General features: G+C 57.5%; 10 protein-coding genes, 1 tRNA gene and 3 pseudogenes. 9 read left to right on the forward strand and 5 right to left on the reverse strand.

Annotated elements, in window-relative coordinates; genetic code table 11:
* The first annotated feature begins 253 nt into the window (after positions 1-253).
* Positions 254-1,390 carry an ROK family protein gene (locus AXW67_RS14775; RefSeq protein WP_063678462.1) on the forward strand — a complete coding sequence of 379 codons (1,137 nt, stop codon included), beginning with the start codon at positions 254-256 and terminating at the stop codon, positions 1,388-1,390.
* A gap of 172 nt (positions 1,391-1,562) precedes the next feature.
* On the opposite strand, the gene AXW67_RS14780 is transcribed toward AXW67_RS14775, so the two are convergent.
* Entirely contained in the window at positions 1,563-2,426 is an 864-nt protein-coding gene (locus AXW67_RS14780; RefSeq protein ID WP_063678463.1) for an alpha/beta fold hydrolase, read from the reverse strand.
* A gap of 145 nt (positions 2,427-2,571) precedes the next feature.
* Here AXW67_RS14780 and AXW67_RS14785 point away from each other — a divergent pair.
* From AXW67_RS14785 to AXW67_RS41855, 5 genes and pseudogenes are all read left to right on the forward strand, one after another.
* A tRNA-Ser gene (locus AXW67_RS14785) sits at positions 2,572-2,661 on the forward strand.
* A 96-nt stretch (positions 2,662-2,757) separates the two neighbouring features.
* Positions 2,758-2,931 (forward strand): annotated as a pseudogene (locus tag AXW67_RS45030) (DUF6538 domain-containing protein); the annotation flags it as partial.
* Between the two features lie 18 nt (positions 2,932-2,949).
* The gene (locus AXW67_RS14790) at positions 2,950-4,446 is read left to right on the forward strand and encodes a site-specific integrase (protein WP_161491257.1); all 1,497 of its coding nucleotides are present in this window, start codon (positions 2,950-2,952) and stop codon (positions 4,444-4,446) included.
* Positions 4,447-4,625: 179 nt separating this feature from the next.
* On the forward strand, positions 4,626-4,799 hold the full coding sequence (locus AXW67_RS45035) for a helix-turn-helix transcriptional regulator (RefSeq protein ID WP_430648715.1): 174 nt from the start codon (positions 4,626-4,628) through the stop codon (positions 4,797-4,799).
* Positions 4,796-5,854 (forward strand): hypothetical protein, encoded by a 1,059-nt coding sequence (locus tag AXW67_RS41855; RefSeq protein ID WP_145927617.1) that lies wholly within the window; start codon positions 4,796-4,798, stop codon positions 5,852-5,854. Before AXW67_RS45035 ends, AXW67_RS41855 begins: the two co-directional genes overlap by 4 nt.
* Positions 5,855-5,949: 95 nt before the next feature.
* On the opposite strand, the pseudogene AXW67_RS40480 reads toward AXW67_RS41855, so the two are convergent.
* The 3 genes and pseudogenes from AXW67_RS40480 to AXW67_RS14800 form a co-directional block, all read right to left on the reverse strand.
* Positions 5,950-6,030, reverse strand: a pseudogene (locus AXW67_RS40480) (IS5/IS1182 family transposase); the annotation flags it as partial.
* Positions 6,031-6,082: 52 nt separating this feature from the next.
* Positions 6,083-6,177: pseudogene (locus AXW67_RS40485) on the reverse strand (transposase); the annotation flags it as partial.
* Positions 6,178-6,357: 180 nt separating this feature from the next.
* Positions 6,358-9,606, reverse strand: a complete 3,249-nt coding sequence (locus tag AXW67_RS14800; RefSeq protein ID WP_082907887.1) for a type 2 lanthipeptide synthetase LanM family protein — start codon at positions 9,604-9,606, stop codon at positions 6,358-6,360.
* 589 nt (positions 9,607-10,195) lie between these two features.
* Here AXW67_RS14800 and AXW67_RS14805 point away from each other — a divergent pair.
* Entirely contained in the window at positions 10,196-10,645 is a 450-nt protein-coding gene (locus AXW67_RS14805; protein WP_063678467.1) for an SRPBCC family protein, read from the forward strand.
* 742 nt (positions 10,646-11,387) lie between these two features.
* On the opposite strand, the gene AXW67_RS14810 is transcribed toward AXW67_RS14805, so the two are convergent.
* Positions 11,388-13,751, reverse strand: coding sequence for a DUF2254 domain-containing protein (locus AXW67_RS14810; protein ID WP_145927619.1), 2,364 nt, complete (start codon positions 13,749-13,751; stop codon positions 11,388-11,390).
* 279 nt (positions 13,752-14,030) lie between these two features.
* On the opposite strand from AXW67_RS14810, the gene AXW67_RS14815 reads away from it, so the two are divergent.
* Positions 14,031-15,113 (forward strand): hypothetical protein, encoded by a 1,083-nt coding sequence (locus AXW67_RS14815; protein WP_145927620.1) that lies wholly within the window; start codon positions 14,031-14,033, stop codon positions 15,111-15,113.
* Positions 15,103-16,095 (forward strand): site-specific integrase, encoded by a 993-nt coding sequence (locus AXW67_RS14820; RefSeq protein WP_063678470.1) that lies wholly within the window; start codon positions 15,103-15,105, stop codon positions 16,093-16,095. Before AXW67_RS14815 ends, AXW67_RS14820 begins: the two co-directional genes overlap by 11 nt.
* The last annotated feature ends 3 nt before the right edge of the window (positions 16,096-16,098 follow it).

A 16,098-nucleotide genomic window follows, 5' to 3' on the forward strand; every position in this document is an offset into this window, starting at 1 on the left:
TTTTGCGCGGCTGGGGTATCCCATTGAAAAACCACGCAAAAGCAAGCGGCGCGAGAACTCCCGCGCCGGATGGCCGGACTTATAGCCGCTTAAGGCCCCGAGTCAAGGAAAACCCGGGCGAAAATGGCCCGAATCTGAAGGATTTGGCCGGCTTTTCATGGCCCCGACCTGCTTAGGGAAAAATGGCCGCGGCTGCAACCAACGAGTTCCCCCACCGTTGTCCCCGGCATTTCCAAGCGGGCAAGGGCTCCCGATGGCAACAGACGAATTGGTCAAGACCACGGGCATCGCCAACCACGGCGCGGGCCGCCTGCCGTCGGTGGATGTCGACAGCTTCAACATCGAGATGAAGGACGACGACGGCTTTCTCGGCGATCGCGCCAGCAAGGGCGCGTTTCGCGAGATCCTCGACCGCTGGCGCAAGCCGCTGCGCAAGACCGGCGAGGACCCGTTCGGCAAGGAGCCGTCGGAGAGCATCAGCAAGAAGACGCTGGATGCGATGCTGGTCGGCGACGACACCGAAGCCTCCGCCGTGGTGCATAGCGCGATCGAGGACTTTGCCCAGGAGCTCGCCTATGTCACGCGCCGCTTCCTCAAGTCGAAGGCCTGGGCCAAGACCGAGCGGATCGTGGTCGGCGGCGGCTTTCGCGATTCCCGGCTCGGGGAGCTCGCGATCGCGCGCGCCGAGATCATCCTGAAATCCGATGGGTTCAAGATCGACATGCTGCCGATCGGCCACCATCCGGACGAGGCGGGCCTGCTCGGCGCGCTGCATCTGGCGCCATCCTGGATTTTCGAGGGTTACGACGGCATTCTCGCCGTCGATATCGGCGGCACCAATATCCGCTGCGGCGTGGTCGAAACCTCCTGGAAGAAGGCGAAGGATCTCTCGAAAGCCTCGGTCTGGAAGGCCGAGCTGTGGCGTCATGCCGATGATGAGCCGACCCGCGAAGGCGCGGTGAAACGGCTGACCAAGATGCTGAAGGGATTGATCGAAGAAGCCGACAATGAGGACCTCAAGCTCGCGCCGTTCATCGGCATCGCCTGTCCCGGCGTGATCAAGGAGGACGGCTCCATCGAAAAGGGCGCGCAGAACCTGCCGGGCAATTGGGAGAGCAGCAAATTCAACCTGCCGGCGAGCCTGATCGAAGGCATCCCGCAAGTCGGCGAGCACGACACCGCGATCCTGATGCACAATGACGGCGTGGTTCAGGGGCTCTCCGAGGTGCCGTTCATGCAGGATGTCGAGCGCTGGGGCGTGCTCACCATCGGCACCGGGCTCGGCAATGCGCGCTTCACCAACCGTCGCAAGGAGAGCGGCAACGGAAAAGACAAGGACCGGGATTCTACGGAGAACGGCAAGAAAAAGAGCAAGAACGACAAGGAGTAACCTTGACTGGTTAGGTTAAGGACCGGATTGCGTTGCGGCGCACCGGCCGCACGTTAGGGTCGAATCGTCGCTTCACCTGGCCGGCGAAGCCGCCCTTCCCGGCTAGCATTTCAATGAGCGATACGGGACCGCCAGTGTTTACCGCGTCTGGCGGTCCCACCCCATTTCGGGGTCAGTTCCAGCCTATCCGCTGAAAGAATGTCGCGATCTCGCTCGCCGCATGGTCGGGATTCTCGCGATGCGGGAAATGTCCGACATCCCCGAACATCGCGAGATCGAAATCGCCAAAAGTCTCGCCCAGCCGATCGGTCCAGGCATAGGGAAACAGCGGATCGTGCTCGGCCCAGCGGATGCAGGTCGGCACGGCGATCGGCGGAAGCTGTGGCGTCTCGCCCTGCATCGTCTTGATTCGGGCCGCATGCGCGGCGCGATAATACGCAAAGCCGCCGGCGAGATTGCCGTCCTTGACGAAGTTGTCGGCGAAATCGTCGAGCACGTCATCGAAGGCGTCCTTGCGGTGAGCCCAGCCTTTGAGGAAGTGACTGACGTAGAGACGGCAGCTTTCGCGGTTCGCGCCGACGAGCCGCGGTGCCATCTCCATCTGGTGGAAGGACTGATACCAGATGTGGTTGAGCCGGTCGGGCGCCGCCATACGCGGCCCGATGCCGGGATAGACGAAATCGAAGAAGAACAGCCCGGCGAGCCGCTCGGGTGCGTGCCGAGCCAAGGGCTGCATCACCGCGCCGCCGACGTCATGGCCGACCACGCCGAATCGCGCGATGCCAAGCCCGTCCATCAGCGCCAGCATGTCCGCCGCATGGCCATCGGCACCGTACGGCCCGTCCGGCTTGTCGCTGTCGCCAAAGCCGCGCAGATCGGGCGCGATCAGCGTGAATCGGTCCGCAAGCCGCGCCATCACCGGCTCCCAGGTCAGCCAGAATTCCGGCCAGCCATGCAGCAAAAGCAGTGGTTTGCCCTGTCCGGTGCGCGCCAGGTGGAGACTGGCGCCATTGGCCTTGATCGTCAGATGCTCCATGGCGGTTCCCTTGGGATGAAGGAGAGATGAAGGAGAGAGGAGCAAAGAGGCGGCGGATTTTCGCCTTTCGCGCCTTGTCTGGCCCGCCATCCTCGCCTATTACACGCCCCGACCACAGGGGTTCCTGCCCCTCATCGGCACCCAAGGAGAGGTGGCAGAGTGGTTGAATGCACCGCACTCGAAATGCGGCATAGGTGCAAGCCTATCGGGGGTTCGAATCCCTCCCTCTCCGCCAGACCCGAATAACTATCTGGTCTCATTGCGATATTAGAAAGAGCTATCGGCAGCTTCTCCGACTGGGACAGAGCCCTGGTACAGAAAGCACGTCGATATGCCGCAGTCCCATGTCGTGAAACGCGGGTCTCAGTTCTATTTCCGGATCGCAGTCCCGCTCTCTCTGACTAAATTGGTCGGCAAGCGAGAGATCAAAGCTTCCCTTCGAACTTCCGACGTAATGTCAGCGAAGATGCGTGGGCGTGTTCTGAGCAACAGGCTCGAAGCGCTTTTTAGGAAGCTGGGCTCGATGGCGGATGTATCGAACGATGTAATCGTGAACAGGGCAAAGGATTACTTTAAAGTCCAACTCAACAAGTCTCTTGAACTCGCCCTGCTGCTTCCAACCGATCCGCTAATCGACATCGATTTCGAAATTTCCGGCGCGGAGCAGCTCGCGGCCGAAATGCGGGAAGCACTGAAGAAGCAGCATTTCTCACACAGTGTTCAGTCAGATGCCCGCGCGTTACTGAACCCAACCAATCCGGATGCGGATACAAAGCCGTCTGATGCGTTCCAGTTTGCCTGTAACGCCGTTCTTCGGGCCAAAATCGAGAGCGCACGAATATTGGCAGCCCAACTAGGCGGCGAATACCACGAGACAGCTCCCAAGGACCCATGGTTCGCGGGCCTCGCTGCAACTGATTTGCCTCCAATCCCTGGGGACGAGGCGAAGGCCGGGTCCACAGGCTCCACTTTTGGAATGGTTGCAAAGCAGTTCTTTGACTTCAAAAGTAAGAACGACTGGGCCCCGAAGACCGCAGCTGACGTCAAGCGGGTCATCGCGCTGGCCACTGAACTCGTTGGCGCAGACAAGCCTATGACTTCATTGGGTATCGACGATGTAAAATGTGTCCGAGACGCCCTGGCCTCGGTACCTTCGAATTACATGAAGGTGACAGCCAACAGCGGCTTGAGCATCAAAGAGGCCGTGGAAGCTAACGTTGCGGGCGCTTCACTCTCCGTGAAGACCCAAGATAAGTATTTCACGATGTTCAAACAGATTTTGATCTTTGCTTGTAACGAGGGATATCTCGACAAGGTCCCAGGTGCGAACGTGAAGGTGGCTGGGGTCAAGAAACTCATTCCAGGTGAACAGCGTGATCCTTATTCGCCTGAGCAGTTGGTCAAGATTTTCAGCTCTCCCGTCTATACCGGCCATAAATCAGAAGAGTGCCGTCACAAACCTGGGCAGCTCCTTGTTCGCGATGGGTACTTCTGGGTGCCGTTGATTGGGCTTTTCTCCGGAATGCGGCTTGGCGAAATCCTTCAGCTCCTAAAGACCGATGTTAAGCTCGAGAACGACGTATGGTTCTTTGATATTACCAAGGGCGAAGGCAAATCGCTAAAAACGGCATCAAGCAAACGCAGGGTGCCCATTCATCGCACGCTCATCGACATAGGGCTCCTCGACTATGTACAGTCGGGCCAACAAGCAGGTCGAATTTTCCCGGAGATAAAAAAGGGAGCCGATGGCTATCACTCTCACCATTTCAGCAAGTGGTGGGGACGTTTTGCCGGACACGTTGGTTTCAAATCATCCAGGACTGCATTTCATAGCTTCAGACACAATTTTCTAGACGCGCTTCGCGCGGCAGAAACGCCCGAGTACATCAATAAGGCTCTCGCGGGTCATTCTGATAAAAGCGTTCACAGTCAATATGGCGGCGGAGCCATGCTCAGCCAGCTGAAGTCCGCAGTGGACAAAGTATCGTACGCCGCTGTTGATCTGTCGTCGTTGATCTGACGTTGATCGACGTTGCCGGTATAGGAGAGAGTCCGCCTTCCATATGGGTCATTGCGCAAGCAGTTAATTGCGCGAAAGTGTGACACCTGTGACAGGAGGGTGGGTTCGTGAATGAACTAGACAATGATCTGCGGGCAATGGCCCAACAAGCAAGGAGGTCGTCCGACGCCTCTCCCTTGATGTCCATTCGTGAGTTTGCCCAAGTATTCAATGTTTCCGTCCGGACTATTCGTCGGTTGCACGCTAAAAATCTCGGACCAGCTCGCTTCAAACGTGGGCGGTGTCTGGTGTATCTAAAAGTAGAGGTTGCAGCGTGGGTTGCCGCTCGGAATGGAGCTGGGCACCCAAAATGAAGACAATCAATCTTCTCGCACGGTGTCGGGCTGCGACAAACAACGGAAATGCCGCCGACCTGCTGTATCGCATCTTCTACTGGATGCCCAAGGCCAGAATCTCACACCGGGGACATACATGGATTGCTAACTCCGCCGCTCAATGGTGCGAGCAGACCAGCCTCACGTACGACCAGTATCGCAGAGCAGTTGCGTTGCTGAGAAATCTTGGCTTTGTCGAAACAGAGCAACATCTGTTTGGTCGTAAGAACGTCACCCACGTAAGGATAACCGCCCGCGGGGAAGAAATTCGCATGGGCGCATGCCTCGGGTCGAGCCAACTTGCACCAGTCGATTCTGGCAATGCCGCAGAACCCGAGCTGAGCAGTGATGCGCAACTCCTAATACAGGGAGATTCTTACTTGGAGAGTCTTCAAGGAGAAACAACAGTTGCGTTCGCAAGTGCTCACGCCAATTTCGGGGATGAAGAAAAGGTGGGTAGGGGAAAGCAAATAAACATTCTAAAGGAATCAAAGTCTAAAAACAGCTGCCCCGAGTTATCTTATCAAGGGTCCGCGACTAATGCGGGTGTAGTGACCGAAAGCAATAAGAAGTCCGATACTCCGGAGCGGCTTTCGAAAATATGGGATCTGATGGTCGCAAACGTTTCCGGCCCAGACCTCCCACAATGGACCAACAAACGAATGAAGCAACTCGTGGAATTCCGTGACCTCTGCCCGCCCGGAAAAGCAGATACGATATTGAGGACGTGCGTTGCGCGGTGGGACGAGTTTACCTATCACGCGAAACTTTTTTATGCCGCTTGGTCTATACCTGCCCGGCCTACCGTAGGGTTTCTGACGAAGTGGATCGATGCTGCCACCGATTTTGCGTCGAAGAATGCCTCAGAGGAGCAGAACTCCTGTGCTTTGAAGCACGAAACAAAAACAATGCAGATTAACGTTGCGCCCGTGCAAGCAGCCGCCCCCAAAGTGGACCATGCGGCGCAATTCTATGCGGACCATAAAAAAGCAACCAAGCAGGAAGTCCAAGCAATTCTCGACGAAGATTGCTAAGGGGGCACTAAACCCGCTGCGGTAGCTTTGGCACTGTTGAGTGAAATTAATTTCACGTCTGATATCCGGATGGATGCGAGCTGGACGAAGGCAAGCTAGTTGGCTGCAAGCTTGTCGTAGCGTGTCGCGACCTGACGACATTGCTTGATCCGATTGAAGAACCGCTCGACCCTGTTTGCGGTCGCTGTAGAGATAGGGGCTGAAGCAGATCGGGCCGGCCCGCCTTCAGCGAACGAAGCGGTTGTAGCAGGTCGTGTAAGGACCAAACGCCTCCGGTAGATCGCGCCAAGCTGCTCCGGATCGTAGACCCAGAAGATGCCATTCGTATCGCATATTTGCCCCTCGATCAGGAGCTTGAATCACGGCTCGGAGCTTGGCTCAACTTGGCCGACGAAGGGGTGGGTCTGTCGCTATGCGCTCGAAAGCGGACCTATTATTCATGACCCGACTCGGAAGTGGATTGGGCATCGCAGCAGTTGGAAGGTTGCGGGGGCAGCCTTTTGCTATTCCCAGATCAGGACGTTGGGAAGCGAGCTGTCGACTCGCCGCAGCAACGTATAGCCGATGCCCGCGAGCCCGCGGAACAGTCCGAGATTGAACTGCCGCTTGCCAATACTCCAGCGATAATCGCCGCTTGCTGCCGCGTCCTCCATGACAGCCGCCATGCACCGCGATGCATGTTCACGCAAATCGCCCTGGCCAAGCGCGTCGGCCGCCTCGCAGAAGAATTCGATGCTGCCGAGCGTTCCACAACACAGCGTATCCACGTGGCCGGGCCAGCCGCGTTCCACCCCGGCGAGCGCATTGCGCACGTCAGTAGTCAACAGTTTGGCATCCAACTGGCCGCGCTTTGCGCTGGCGGCGCGGGCGAGCCCGATGCCGGGAGCGCCGCGACACCACTGGTGCGGCCAGGCCGCGCCCTCGTCACCGCGGAATTCCGGCCAGTTGTTGCGTTGAGCGTCGTAGCTTGCATTTTCAAATGCGATACATTGCGACGCTGCGTTCGCGAATTCGTCGCGCCCGGTCGCTGCCGCCAACGACGTCAGCGCATAGGCGAAGCCCGCAGCGCCATGCGCCATGCCGTTGAGCGCTCTCTTGCCTCTTCCGAGCCCGAGCCAGCTTCCGCCACTGTCTCCGACACGAGATTGCGCGAGAAGGTGATCGCCGCACTTGGTCGCGCGGGCGAGCACGTCGGCAGATGGACTGTCGCGATAAAGCCGCAACAGGCCAAGGATGCCCCCGGCGCTCCCGCCAATCACGTCGAGCTGTTGGTCCGCCGCAATCAGGTCATCACTGAACAACTTCGCCGCCACATGCGCGTCCGCGAGCAGATCATCGTCTCGCAGACACTTCGCCATAACCGCGAACGCATAGACGATCGAGCCCAGCCCGGTGGCGCCGCCCGTGCCCAAAGAGCGCGCCATGCGCGCCGCATTGTTGCCCTTGAGGTTCTTGCGCACATGCGCGACCGCCGCCAGCGACAGCTCCTTGGAAGATTTGCTTCGCGTTGTTGTGGCATGGGCGGCAAGAAAGAGCGCGATCCCGCTGACGCCGTTGTAATGCGCAGCACCAAGGGGCGCGAGCTGGGCAACCTCGGAGTCTCCCAGGCAGTCGAGCCCGATCCACGCTGCGGCTGGCCCCTTGCGGATGGCATAGCGCGCGAGGTCTGCGGCGATCTTATCGGCTTCCGCAAGGAAGGTCTCATTTCCCGGCGCAATCGCCGCGCCGGTGCGTAAAGCACGGCTTCCTCTTTGAGCCGTTGCGGCCGCGCCATCGGACCGCAAAACCGAGGCGGTATTCTGCCGGATGACCTCAACCTGCCAGGCGATGTCCGGCGTATCGAAGCTACCGAAACGAGCGCGCGCGCGACCGAGGCCCGGCGTCGTTTCGGTCAGAACCGAGATGCCGTTTGCATCGCAAATCTCATTGCCATCGCTCTGCGACACGAAATGGGGGACATTTAGCGCCACGAGCGCCGCGCGTTCGGAGCGTTGCAACGGCCACAGCGGATCGGAGCGTCCGTCCCAATCCGCCAGCCTGGCCAGGAAGTCCGCCTGCGCGGACCAGGTGACGCCGTCGTCTAGGCTGTGGTGATTCTTAAGCCGTTGCAGCAACATGTAGTAGAAACGGGTGGGACGAAGGACCTTGCGGACTGCAAGCCCTGCAAAGCCGTCGAGCAGCCCGCCCTGCTGTGCGTCCCGGCTTTGCGACAAGAACTTGGCGTAGTCCTCGAAGCCGTCAATGAAGTCGTCGATATGGTCGCCGAACTTTGCGTAGCGGCCATCGACATGGGGCAGGTTCGGAATGGTCTCGCCGACCTGCGTTGTCTTCGCGGGTCGCATGGTGTCGGAATTGATGTTACTCCAAGCAAGTTGCGTGCGAGACGTCCAATCCGAGTTCATTCCGCCTATCGCGAAGACCTTGTTGTCAGGCGACCGCCCATAGGCGGGTAACAAGCCGACTGTCATGACCGAGTTGTCGACTCTTTCCATGGCAGCCCGGAAGGCCTGCGCCTCGATTTCATCGGCTTTGTGCTCTGCGGCGGTTGCCTGCAGGATCATTTCCAGGTCGATCGGCACCGGATGCTCGCCCGCAGCGATCATGTTCTCCTGGTGCATGTCGCTGCCAGCGAAGCAATGGAAGAGCGCGAGCCAGGCGCCCGCTCGCCGAAAAAATCGCTGGCAGCCTTTGTCGTCGGTGCAACCAGAATGATCGATGAACTGGGTCCAACCGTAGCCGTCGCGCGCGATCGCCTGCACCGGCTTCAGTTCGACCGGAGCGCCGCCGCGGTTCAGCCGCTGGACCAGTGTATGCCAAGCGGCATCGAGGCGCAGGTCCTTCGGCTTGTAGACGACGCGAGACCCCTCTTCGAAGCGCACGATCAGGACCGAATGGCCGCTATTGTGTGGGTCGGAGAGATCGCCCTCGATCTGGACGACCTGGCTACCGGCGCCGGAGTGGAGGATATCGCGACGGATCGTCGCCAGATCGAAATCGAGGCGCATGATGAATTCACGCGATGTATCGATCCACTGCCGAGTGATCGAGGCAATTAATCGCAACAGTACCGGCTTGTCTTCGAACAGGCGCCGCAAACCGCCGCCCTTCATCTCGGCAATAAACCTATCGTACTGCGATTTGCGTCCGTCTCGTTGCGTCTCCCTCGCACCGGCCGGCGTTACGCTCGCTTTCCGCGCCTTGACGAAACGCTCGTAAATTGCCGGAGCGGAAAGGCTACATACTTCCTTGAGAAGCAAATGGCGCAGACAGCTGCGAGCGGAGTCGCTCAGATTCTTGAAGGCGCGGCCGTCAATGCCCGTCCAAAGCAGCGACTCGGCTTGTTCAACCACCGGCGCAAATAGATGTTCGAACGCATAGCTCTCGGCTCGGTCGGGTGCCGCAATCACATCGCGGTCCTTGCTCGGGCTTTGCAATGCCGCCTCGATCCAGATTGCGTCGCCGATCCACGCCGGCGCAGAAGCGGAAGCTCGGCGACGAACGGTCGCGAACTTCGCCAGCACCTGACCGATCGACAATCGATCTCTGTCGAGCCGTCTTGCAAACAGCGACCAATCGCCACTGGCAGACGAACGACACCAAGCGGCCAGCCGCCGGGCAGCCAGATCGGCATCGCGTTTCTGCCCCGGCAATGCTTCGAAATCGTTGGACAGCAGCTCGTCGATGGTGGCTGCCTGTACGGTCAGGCGCTCAAAAAAAGCGTCCATACAATGCGTCCGATCGAGTTTCTGCATCAGTCGCAACAAGCTGTGGTCATTCGATGATCAGGAATACCCAGGTCATGTCCGGTCAGCGCCGGTCGTTCAAGCCGACCACCAGCTACCACGTCACCATACGAAGTAACAATCAGCCCTTCGACTTGCTGGGCGGCTATGGCAAGAGATCGGCGGAAAGCTCGCGACCGAGCGAGGCGGCGGGCAGGCCGTTCTGTTCCCGCTTGGTGACAAGTATCGCGGGGAGTAGGCCGACGTGGCGGGTGGCGCCGATGGCGAGCCCGATGTGCTCCAAGAGGTTTAACGGTTTATCCGGCTTTACATGACCAGATCGTCATGATGTAATTGCATCTGAGGGTTGCCGCCGTCGTTAAGACACCCGGTGCTGACGACACGCTCATATCCGGTAGAAGTGGTGGCCCCGCCAACCGGCGACAGCATGGAGTTATGGACATGGACAACTCGGCTGACGACTTCGACCAAGCGGAAGATATCCTCACCTACACAGATTCCGATGAGGCACTGGAGGCCGCAGCGGGTACGGGGTATTGCACAGGTTATCCCCATCCCAGCACAACTTCCTTCGTCATTTCTCGGGAGTGACGAAGCGATGAATGATCTCATCGTTAAGCATCGTGTCTACGTAGACGCTTCGGTTTCGAAAATATTCTCCCTGCTGACCTCTGGCGAAGGTTGGAGTCGGTGGTTTACCCAACATGCTCATGTCGAGCCGAAAGTCGGCGGCGCGATCCGGTTCGAGTGGCATAACATGGGCCCCGACCAAGTAACAATCAAGGATCAGGGGCATGTCACGGAGGTCGTGAAAGACCAGAAATTTGCATTCACCTGGGAGGTGGGGAAGCATCCGACGACGGTCACGCTAAGCTTCGAGCCGAGAAGCAACGGATGCGTGATCGATGTTCAGGTAACCGGTTACAAATTTGAGCGGGACGACGTCGAGGTTGCGCTTAACGTGGCAGCGAGCTGGGGTGAGACAATGACGCTGTTCAAATTCTATGTTGAGCGTGGGCTAGTCTACGGCTTCGTTCCTCCCGCCTGAATGCGACGTGGCCCAAACTGTTTCGATCTCTCCTCCAGACTTATTCTTTTAACGCGGGGTGACCCAATTGGTCCACTCGATAGCGCCGAAGGTGCTGGAGTTTTTGCATCAGACTCCTTCCGGCGACGCGCGCGTCATGGCCCTCCTCGTGAACCTGCCGATATTATTCTATCCGAGATCACAACGCGTGAGGTACCCGCGGCGGCCTTTATACCCGGCAGCCGTTCGCCAAAGGCGACCAGCCGGTTCAGTAGGCAACCAAAGTTAAGCCCAAAGCGCTCGGCATGATCGTCCTCGCTGCCTCTGTCCGGCCGTGCTGACGAGCCGTTCGAATAGCATGCTGTTTTGCTGCACTGCAAGGATCGGCTTCTGCCCCTTCTGCGACATCGGGCAATATCCGCTATTCCGCCGCTGTTGAGGGTTGAGCGGACATCAGTCGGTTAGTCGCTTAATGAGTACACGCCCTTAGTCTTAGTGAGAATAAGAGACAGGTCTGATCCCAAAAAGACAAGTTACGAGACAAGACCAGCAGCAAACGCCGAGTGGCTTCTGAACCGGGTCGATCTGAAATAGCTGTTGAAGCATAATGCCATATGGAGACTTTAGATCTAAAGTTCGCGAATGGGATTTGTGTACAAGTACGGCTGATTCCGGTCTTCGAGACAAGCGTCGATCGAAGTACAAGATGCTGTGCGCAGAAAAATTTTTGACGAGGCGGCGACGTTTTCGCCAATAAACCTGGTTAAAAGAACTCTGGCGATACCGGCTCTGCAGATGTCCCCGGCGAGAGTATATCGGCTATCTCCGTAAGCAGATTGCGTGCTTTGCTGCGATCAATCTTGTTGAGCGCAATTCGAACGCTATCCATTTCAAATTCCCTGGGGCGAAGCGAGGCCGCTTCCCCACGAAGCTCGCGGGCTGCTGTATCTCGAATTTCTGCTTTTACCGCGGCCTGGTTCAGCTTCGAGGCGACTTCGACCTTGAGCCAAGTGACCAACTGCAAGTCCTCTTTGCACAAGACGAGCGTTACCAACGCGAGCATCGCTTTGCCAAGGGTGCCCCAGCCCGTCTCATGACGCCCCGCTTTGAAGGCCCACTGCATCAACAGATCTCGAGTACTTTTTAGAACAACGCCGCTCTCTCGCTCCGCCGCATCGAGGGCGACCTCAAAAAGCAATTCTGTGATGGAGAAATTTTCAACAAATCGCGTTGCTTCAATCTCTTCGGGTATCCACGAAACAACTGAGATCAACCAACTTGCGTTCTTATCGAGGTCAGCTCTCGTATTATCGTTGCAGGCTGGTGTCCTGGCGATAGCGATGAGCAGTTTGGTGATGTGCGCAATCCAGTGAAGGACGTCGAAAGTGAAATGTGATTTTTTCTCGATGGAGAGTAAGAGCAGTGTCTTTTCCGTGCGATACAGTTCAGCGGACCAAAGCTGAATATTTCTTATTACATCTTTTGCGATCTCATCGTCCTTTTTGGCTGTGATGACCGCATTGCTCAACCCCGTGAGTCGATCCGCAAGCGTTTGCGTCTTTGTAAGGGAGTAATAGGGTGCAAGGAACGTGCTGTGAACACTCGTGAGGGGCGTATCGGGAATACTCAGGAACGTTTGAGCGACAAATTCTACTGACTCGCGCAGGTGCTTCGCAGCAAATCTTATGTCATGGGCTTGCGTCCGTACTAGATCGAAAGTCAGCTGAGCTAGCTGCTCCATGCCGGTGAGCGTGAGAGGGCGGTAATCGGATTCGACCACGCCCGCGATCGAGAAGGCTGAAATTTTATCGACTAAGGAAGTTATGTCATTTGGTCGCCCGACAGCCAAAAATCTGCGTGCTGACGCGCCTGTAAGCCGGATGCCTTCCATAACGACATCTGGCAAATTTCGTGGGAGGGCACCTTCGACTGCGCCGGTTAAGTAACCCGCGGCAAGAAGGGAATGCTCTTTTGTAGTTGTGAAACGCTCCGAATAGTCGATCGTCATGTAGGTTTGAACCAGAGTTGCGATCGTGGTGAAAACTTGCCGTATTGCGTCTTCGTCGCCGCGCGTGGTCGAAACGTGCGCGAGCCGCCTTAGGTGCTCAAGGGTTTCGTTTATGAAGCCGTCCGACGCATAGGAAGCATCAAAGATCGGATTTGATGCGAGGAAGGTCCTTCCTTTCGCATCTACATAGCAGGCGTTGATAAGGACAACGACTTCTAGGGCGCGGCTGGAAACCTCATAATCACCTTGCTCCGCGTATCGGCGCGCAAACGAGGTGGCGTGCGCAACGGCGCGTCGAGCTTCGCTTGTCCACAAGGGGTTGGCTTTGAAAAAAGCAACGCGCGACAAATCATATTTGGGACGATCCTCACCCGGCTCGTCGCCCCTTGCGCGCAGGTTAAGCAGCGGCGCCAAGCGTTCCGACCGCCGCGCCCAGCTGCGTAGGTCATTCTGCGCGCCGATCGCAATGAACCGAAGCTGGACAATCGGATTGATCAAATCGAGGGCTCGGCGGTAGCCATAAAGAAATAGAACCAAAATCAGCAATGTGGACCAGATCGCCCCAGCCACTGCGATAGCTGACCAGCTGGCATCAGGGATAAGGGATAGGCCGGACACGCCGATAGCCAGCACGAACGTTGCTGCAAAAGCTCCCAAGAGCCGGAAATCAGCGCTAAGCTTTCGGAAAAATCCGTGCGGCATACGTGCAAAATTTAGCTGAACCGCGATCATCACGACGGAAAATCCGATAGCCGTTGCGCCAATCAAGGCTCCGCCCGTCGTTGCTAAGAGATTGCGCAGAAGAGGAAAGCGTTCCGAATTGAAATAGCTTTCCAGTGCTGGTTGGAGAGCTTGGGAAAAGAAGAAGCTGGCAAGAATAGAAGCGATCAGAGCTGCAACAATTGCCGCGCTTCCCCATCTTGCTAAACGGTACCTCACCCCGTAGTGGATCATGATCAGGCGCCGGTCAGCCAGCGCAAGGTACTTTCGCGCCACCTTCACACCTCGTTTCAAGCGTAGGGCAGCCGCTCTCCTGGCCACGCGAAGCCCGCGAATGGTTATCTTGCTGGTTTGGAAAAATAGGTCCCGCTTCCAAATTGTTGACAGATACCATCTCAAGGTAAGTCTCTTTCTGCTCAAGCGGCACCTTGCCACTATTCAAGTTTGGTAGGAACTTATCAACGCCGCCAAGCTGTGCCCTAGGCTCGGGAGGGCAGAAAGTGCCACTCACTCAATGTGCTTGTTACGACAGACCTCAGGCTGGCTGATTAACGTCTCGAACAGCAACAGCTGATTGCTGTCTTTCAAAACATATTTCTTTACCTGGTTAGCAATAGGATCATCATCGCCAGTGGGTTCGACGTTCCCAGCTCCCCCTTAAACTCGAGAGGAGAGCGCATGAACGGATCAAATATTCTCAACGATGCTAGAGAGGGGTTAGCTGACAAAATCCTCGGTTACCGCGAACCAAAGCCAGCGTCACTAAAAATCTCCCCGTGGCTCGCAATGAGCCTTTTGCAGAAGGCCATTCGCCGTGGTGAACTCCAACTAGCTCAAAAGGCCGCGGCGACGCTCTTGCTGATTGCTCCAGATCGTCTTTGGCGGCGATGTGGTGCAGCCGCTTTCGAAGAGATCGGGGTAGCTGATTTACAAGTAGTCTCTCTGGTGACGGCGGCTCTCGCGGGGAAGCGATACAGAGCGACGATTGGCGGGGAATGGAAGGTCGCAAGCTTCATCGTTGATCGGATGGCCAAGGCACCCAAGTGCCGTGCGGCCGATGATCTGCTACTCACTGCGGACAGCCATCCGCTCTTTCGTAGAGCGCGTATTGACCTTGCCGCCAAGACAATAGCCGAACTAATTCGCATAGCTACAGGCGACGCTGCGTTGCCTGTACGTGCGCTTGCTGCCTGGTATGCAATAGGTACTCACCCAAGGCAAACAAAGCAGCTCAGCGCACGCCCTGGGGAGCCAGCCGCCTTGTTCGACGGGCTGTGTGAAGCCGGCCTTCCTCACACCGTCGTTGAAATTGCCCGGGAGGGATTTCGGAAGATCGGATTGCCCCTCTGTCCGTTCGTCGCACTGCTCTGCCCCCTAGCCATCAACCAAGCATCAGTTGTGCAGGATGACGACCTGCCACTGGAAATAATGGTCGGGGAGACCCCCGGGTGGTCGCGTGACGTTTACACGCGCGAGGGGCGGAACGCCCTAGAGGCCTTTTTGCAATCCGATTGCGAAACCGCCCGCTGGGTCCGGGATCACATCAGACCGGGGCAAATGGTCAACTTCCTTGGAACGGTGGTCTTCCGTGTGGAAGGTGGCCTTGTTCGGCGGCGGTCAAGATGGCCAACCGGCGATGAACTAAGGAGACGGGTCGATTTCGAGTGCCACGGGCCTGGTTGCCCCAACGCGACAGAAATCCTGCGGCTGATGCGTAACGATATCGGCCTCCTGAATAAGGAGCGCGCCAATGTCGGATGATCTAACTCGTGATAACCTTCACTTATCGAGACCCACAATGGTCGATGAAGGGACCCGGTTCGCCGCTGGTGAAATTAATTTCACAAGCGCCTCCTCGCTCACCGTTGCCGACTACGTTCGTGAGAGTCTCGCCGAAAACACGCGGACCGCTTATCTAAGCGACCTTGAGCATTTTGAGCGCTGGGGCGGTCAGATTCCGGCAACTCCGGAAATGATTGCCGCATATCTCGCCGCACATGCTGCCGTCCACACCGTCGCCACGCTCAATCGACGTCTCGCCGCTCTAGCCAAAGTCCACCGCTCTCACGGCTTTAGTAACCCAACCTCCGTGGAAGTCGTCAAAGCGACGCTACGGGGCTTAAAACGGATCAAAGGTACGGCGCAGCGCCAAGCGGTCCCTTTGGTCAAGGATGACCTATTTATAGTGCTCGAAGCCATGGGATCGCGGCTCAAAGATTTGCGGGATCGAGCGTTGCTCTTGGTCGGTTTTGCTGGCGGCTTTCGGCGATCGGAGCTGGTCGGGCTAAATTGCGAGGACTTGGTACTTGTACGTCATGGCCTCGAAATCGCCCTTCGCCGTTCGAAAACAGATCAAAACGGCGCGGGTCGGAAAGTCGGTGTCCCGCACGGTCGGGGCCGGTGGTGTCCCGTAGTTGCGCTCGAACAATGGCGAGTGGCCTCCGGGGTTACCGAAGGGGCAATTTTCAGACCAGTAGACCGTCATGACCGGGTCGGACAGCAACGGCTGTCGGCGGAGGCCGTATGCTTGGTTGTTCGCGAGCGGGTTCAGGCTGCCGGTATTGAACCTAAGGACTACTCGGGCCACAGTCTCCGGGCTGGGCTGGCAACGAGCGCAGCGCAGGCGGGAGTGTCCCCTTGGAAAATTCGCCAACAGACCGGCCATGCCTCCGACGCCATGCTCGGTCGTTATATCCGGGACGGCGAGCTGTTCATTGGCAATGCAGCGGGCGCACTGCTGTGACCC

This window comes from Bradyrhizobium neotropicale (genome assembly GCF_001641695.1).
Classification (GTDB): Bacteria; Pseudomonadota; Alphaproteobacteria; order Rhizobiales; family Xanthobacteraceae; genus Bradyrhizobium; species Bradyrhizobium neotropicale.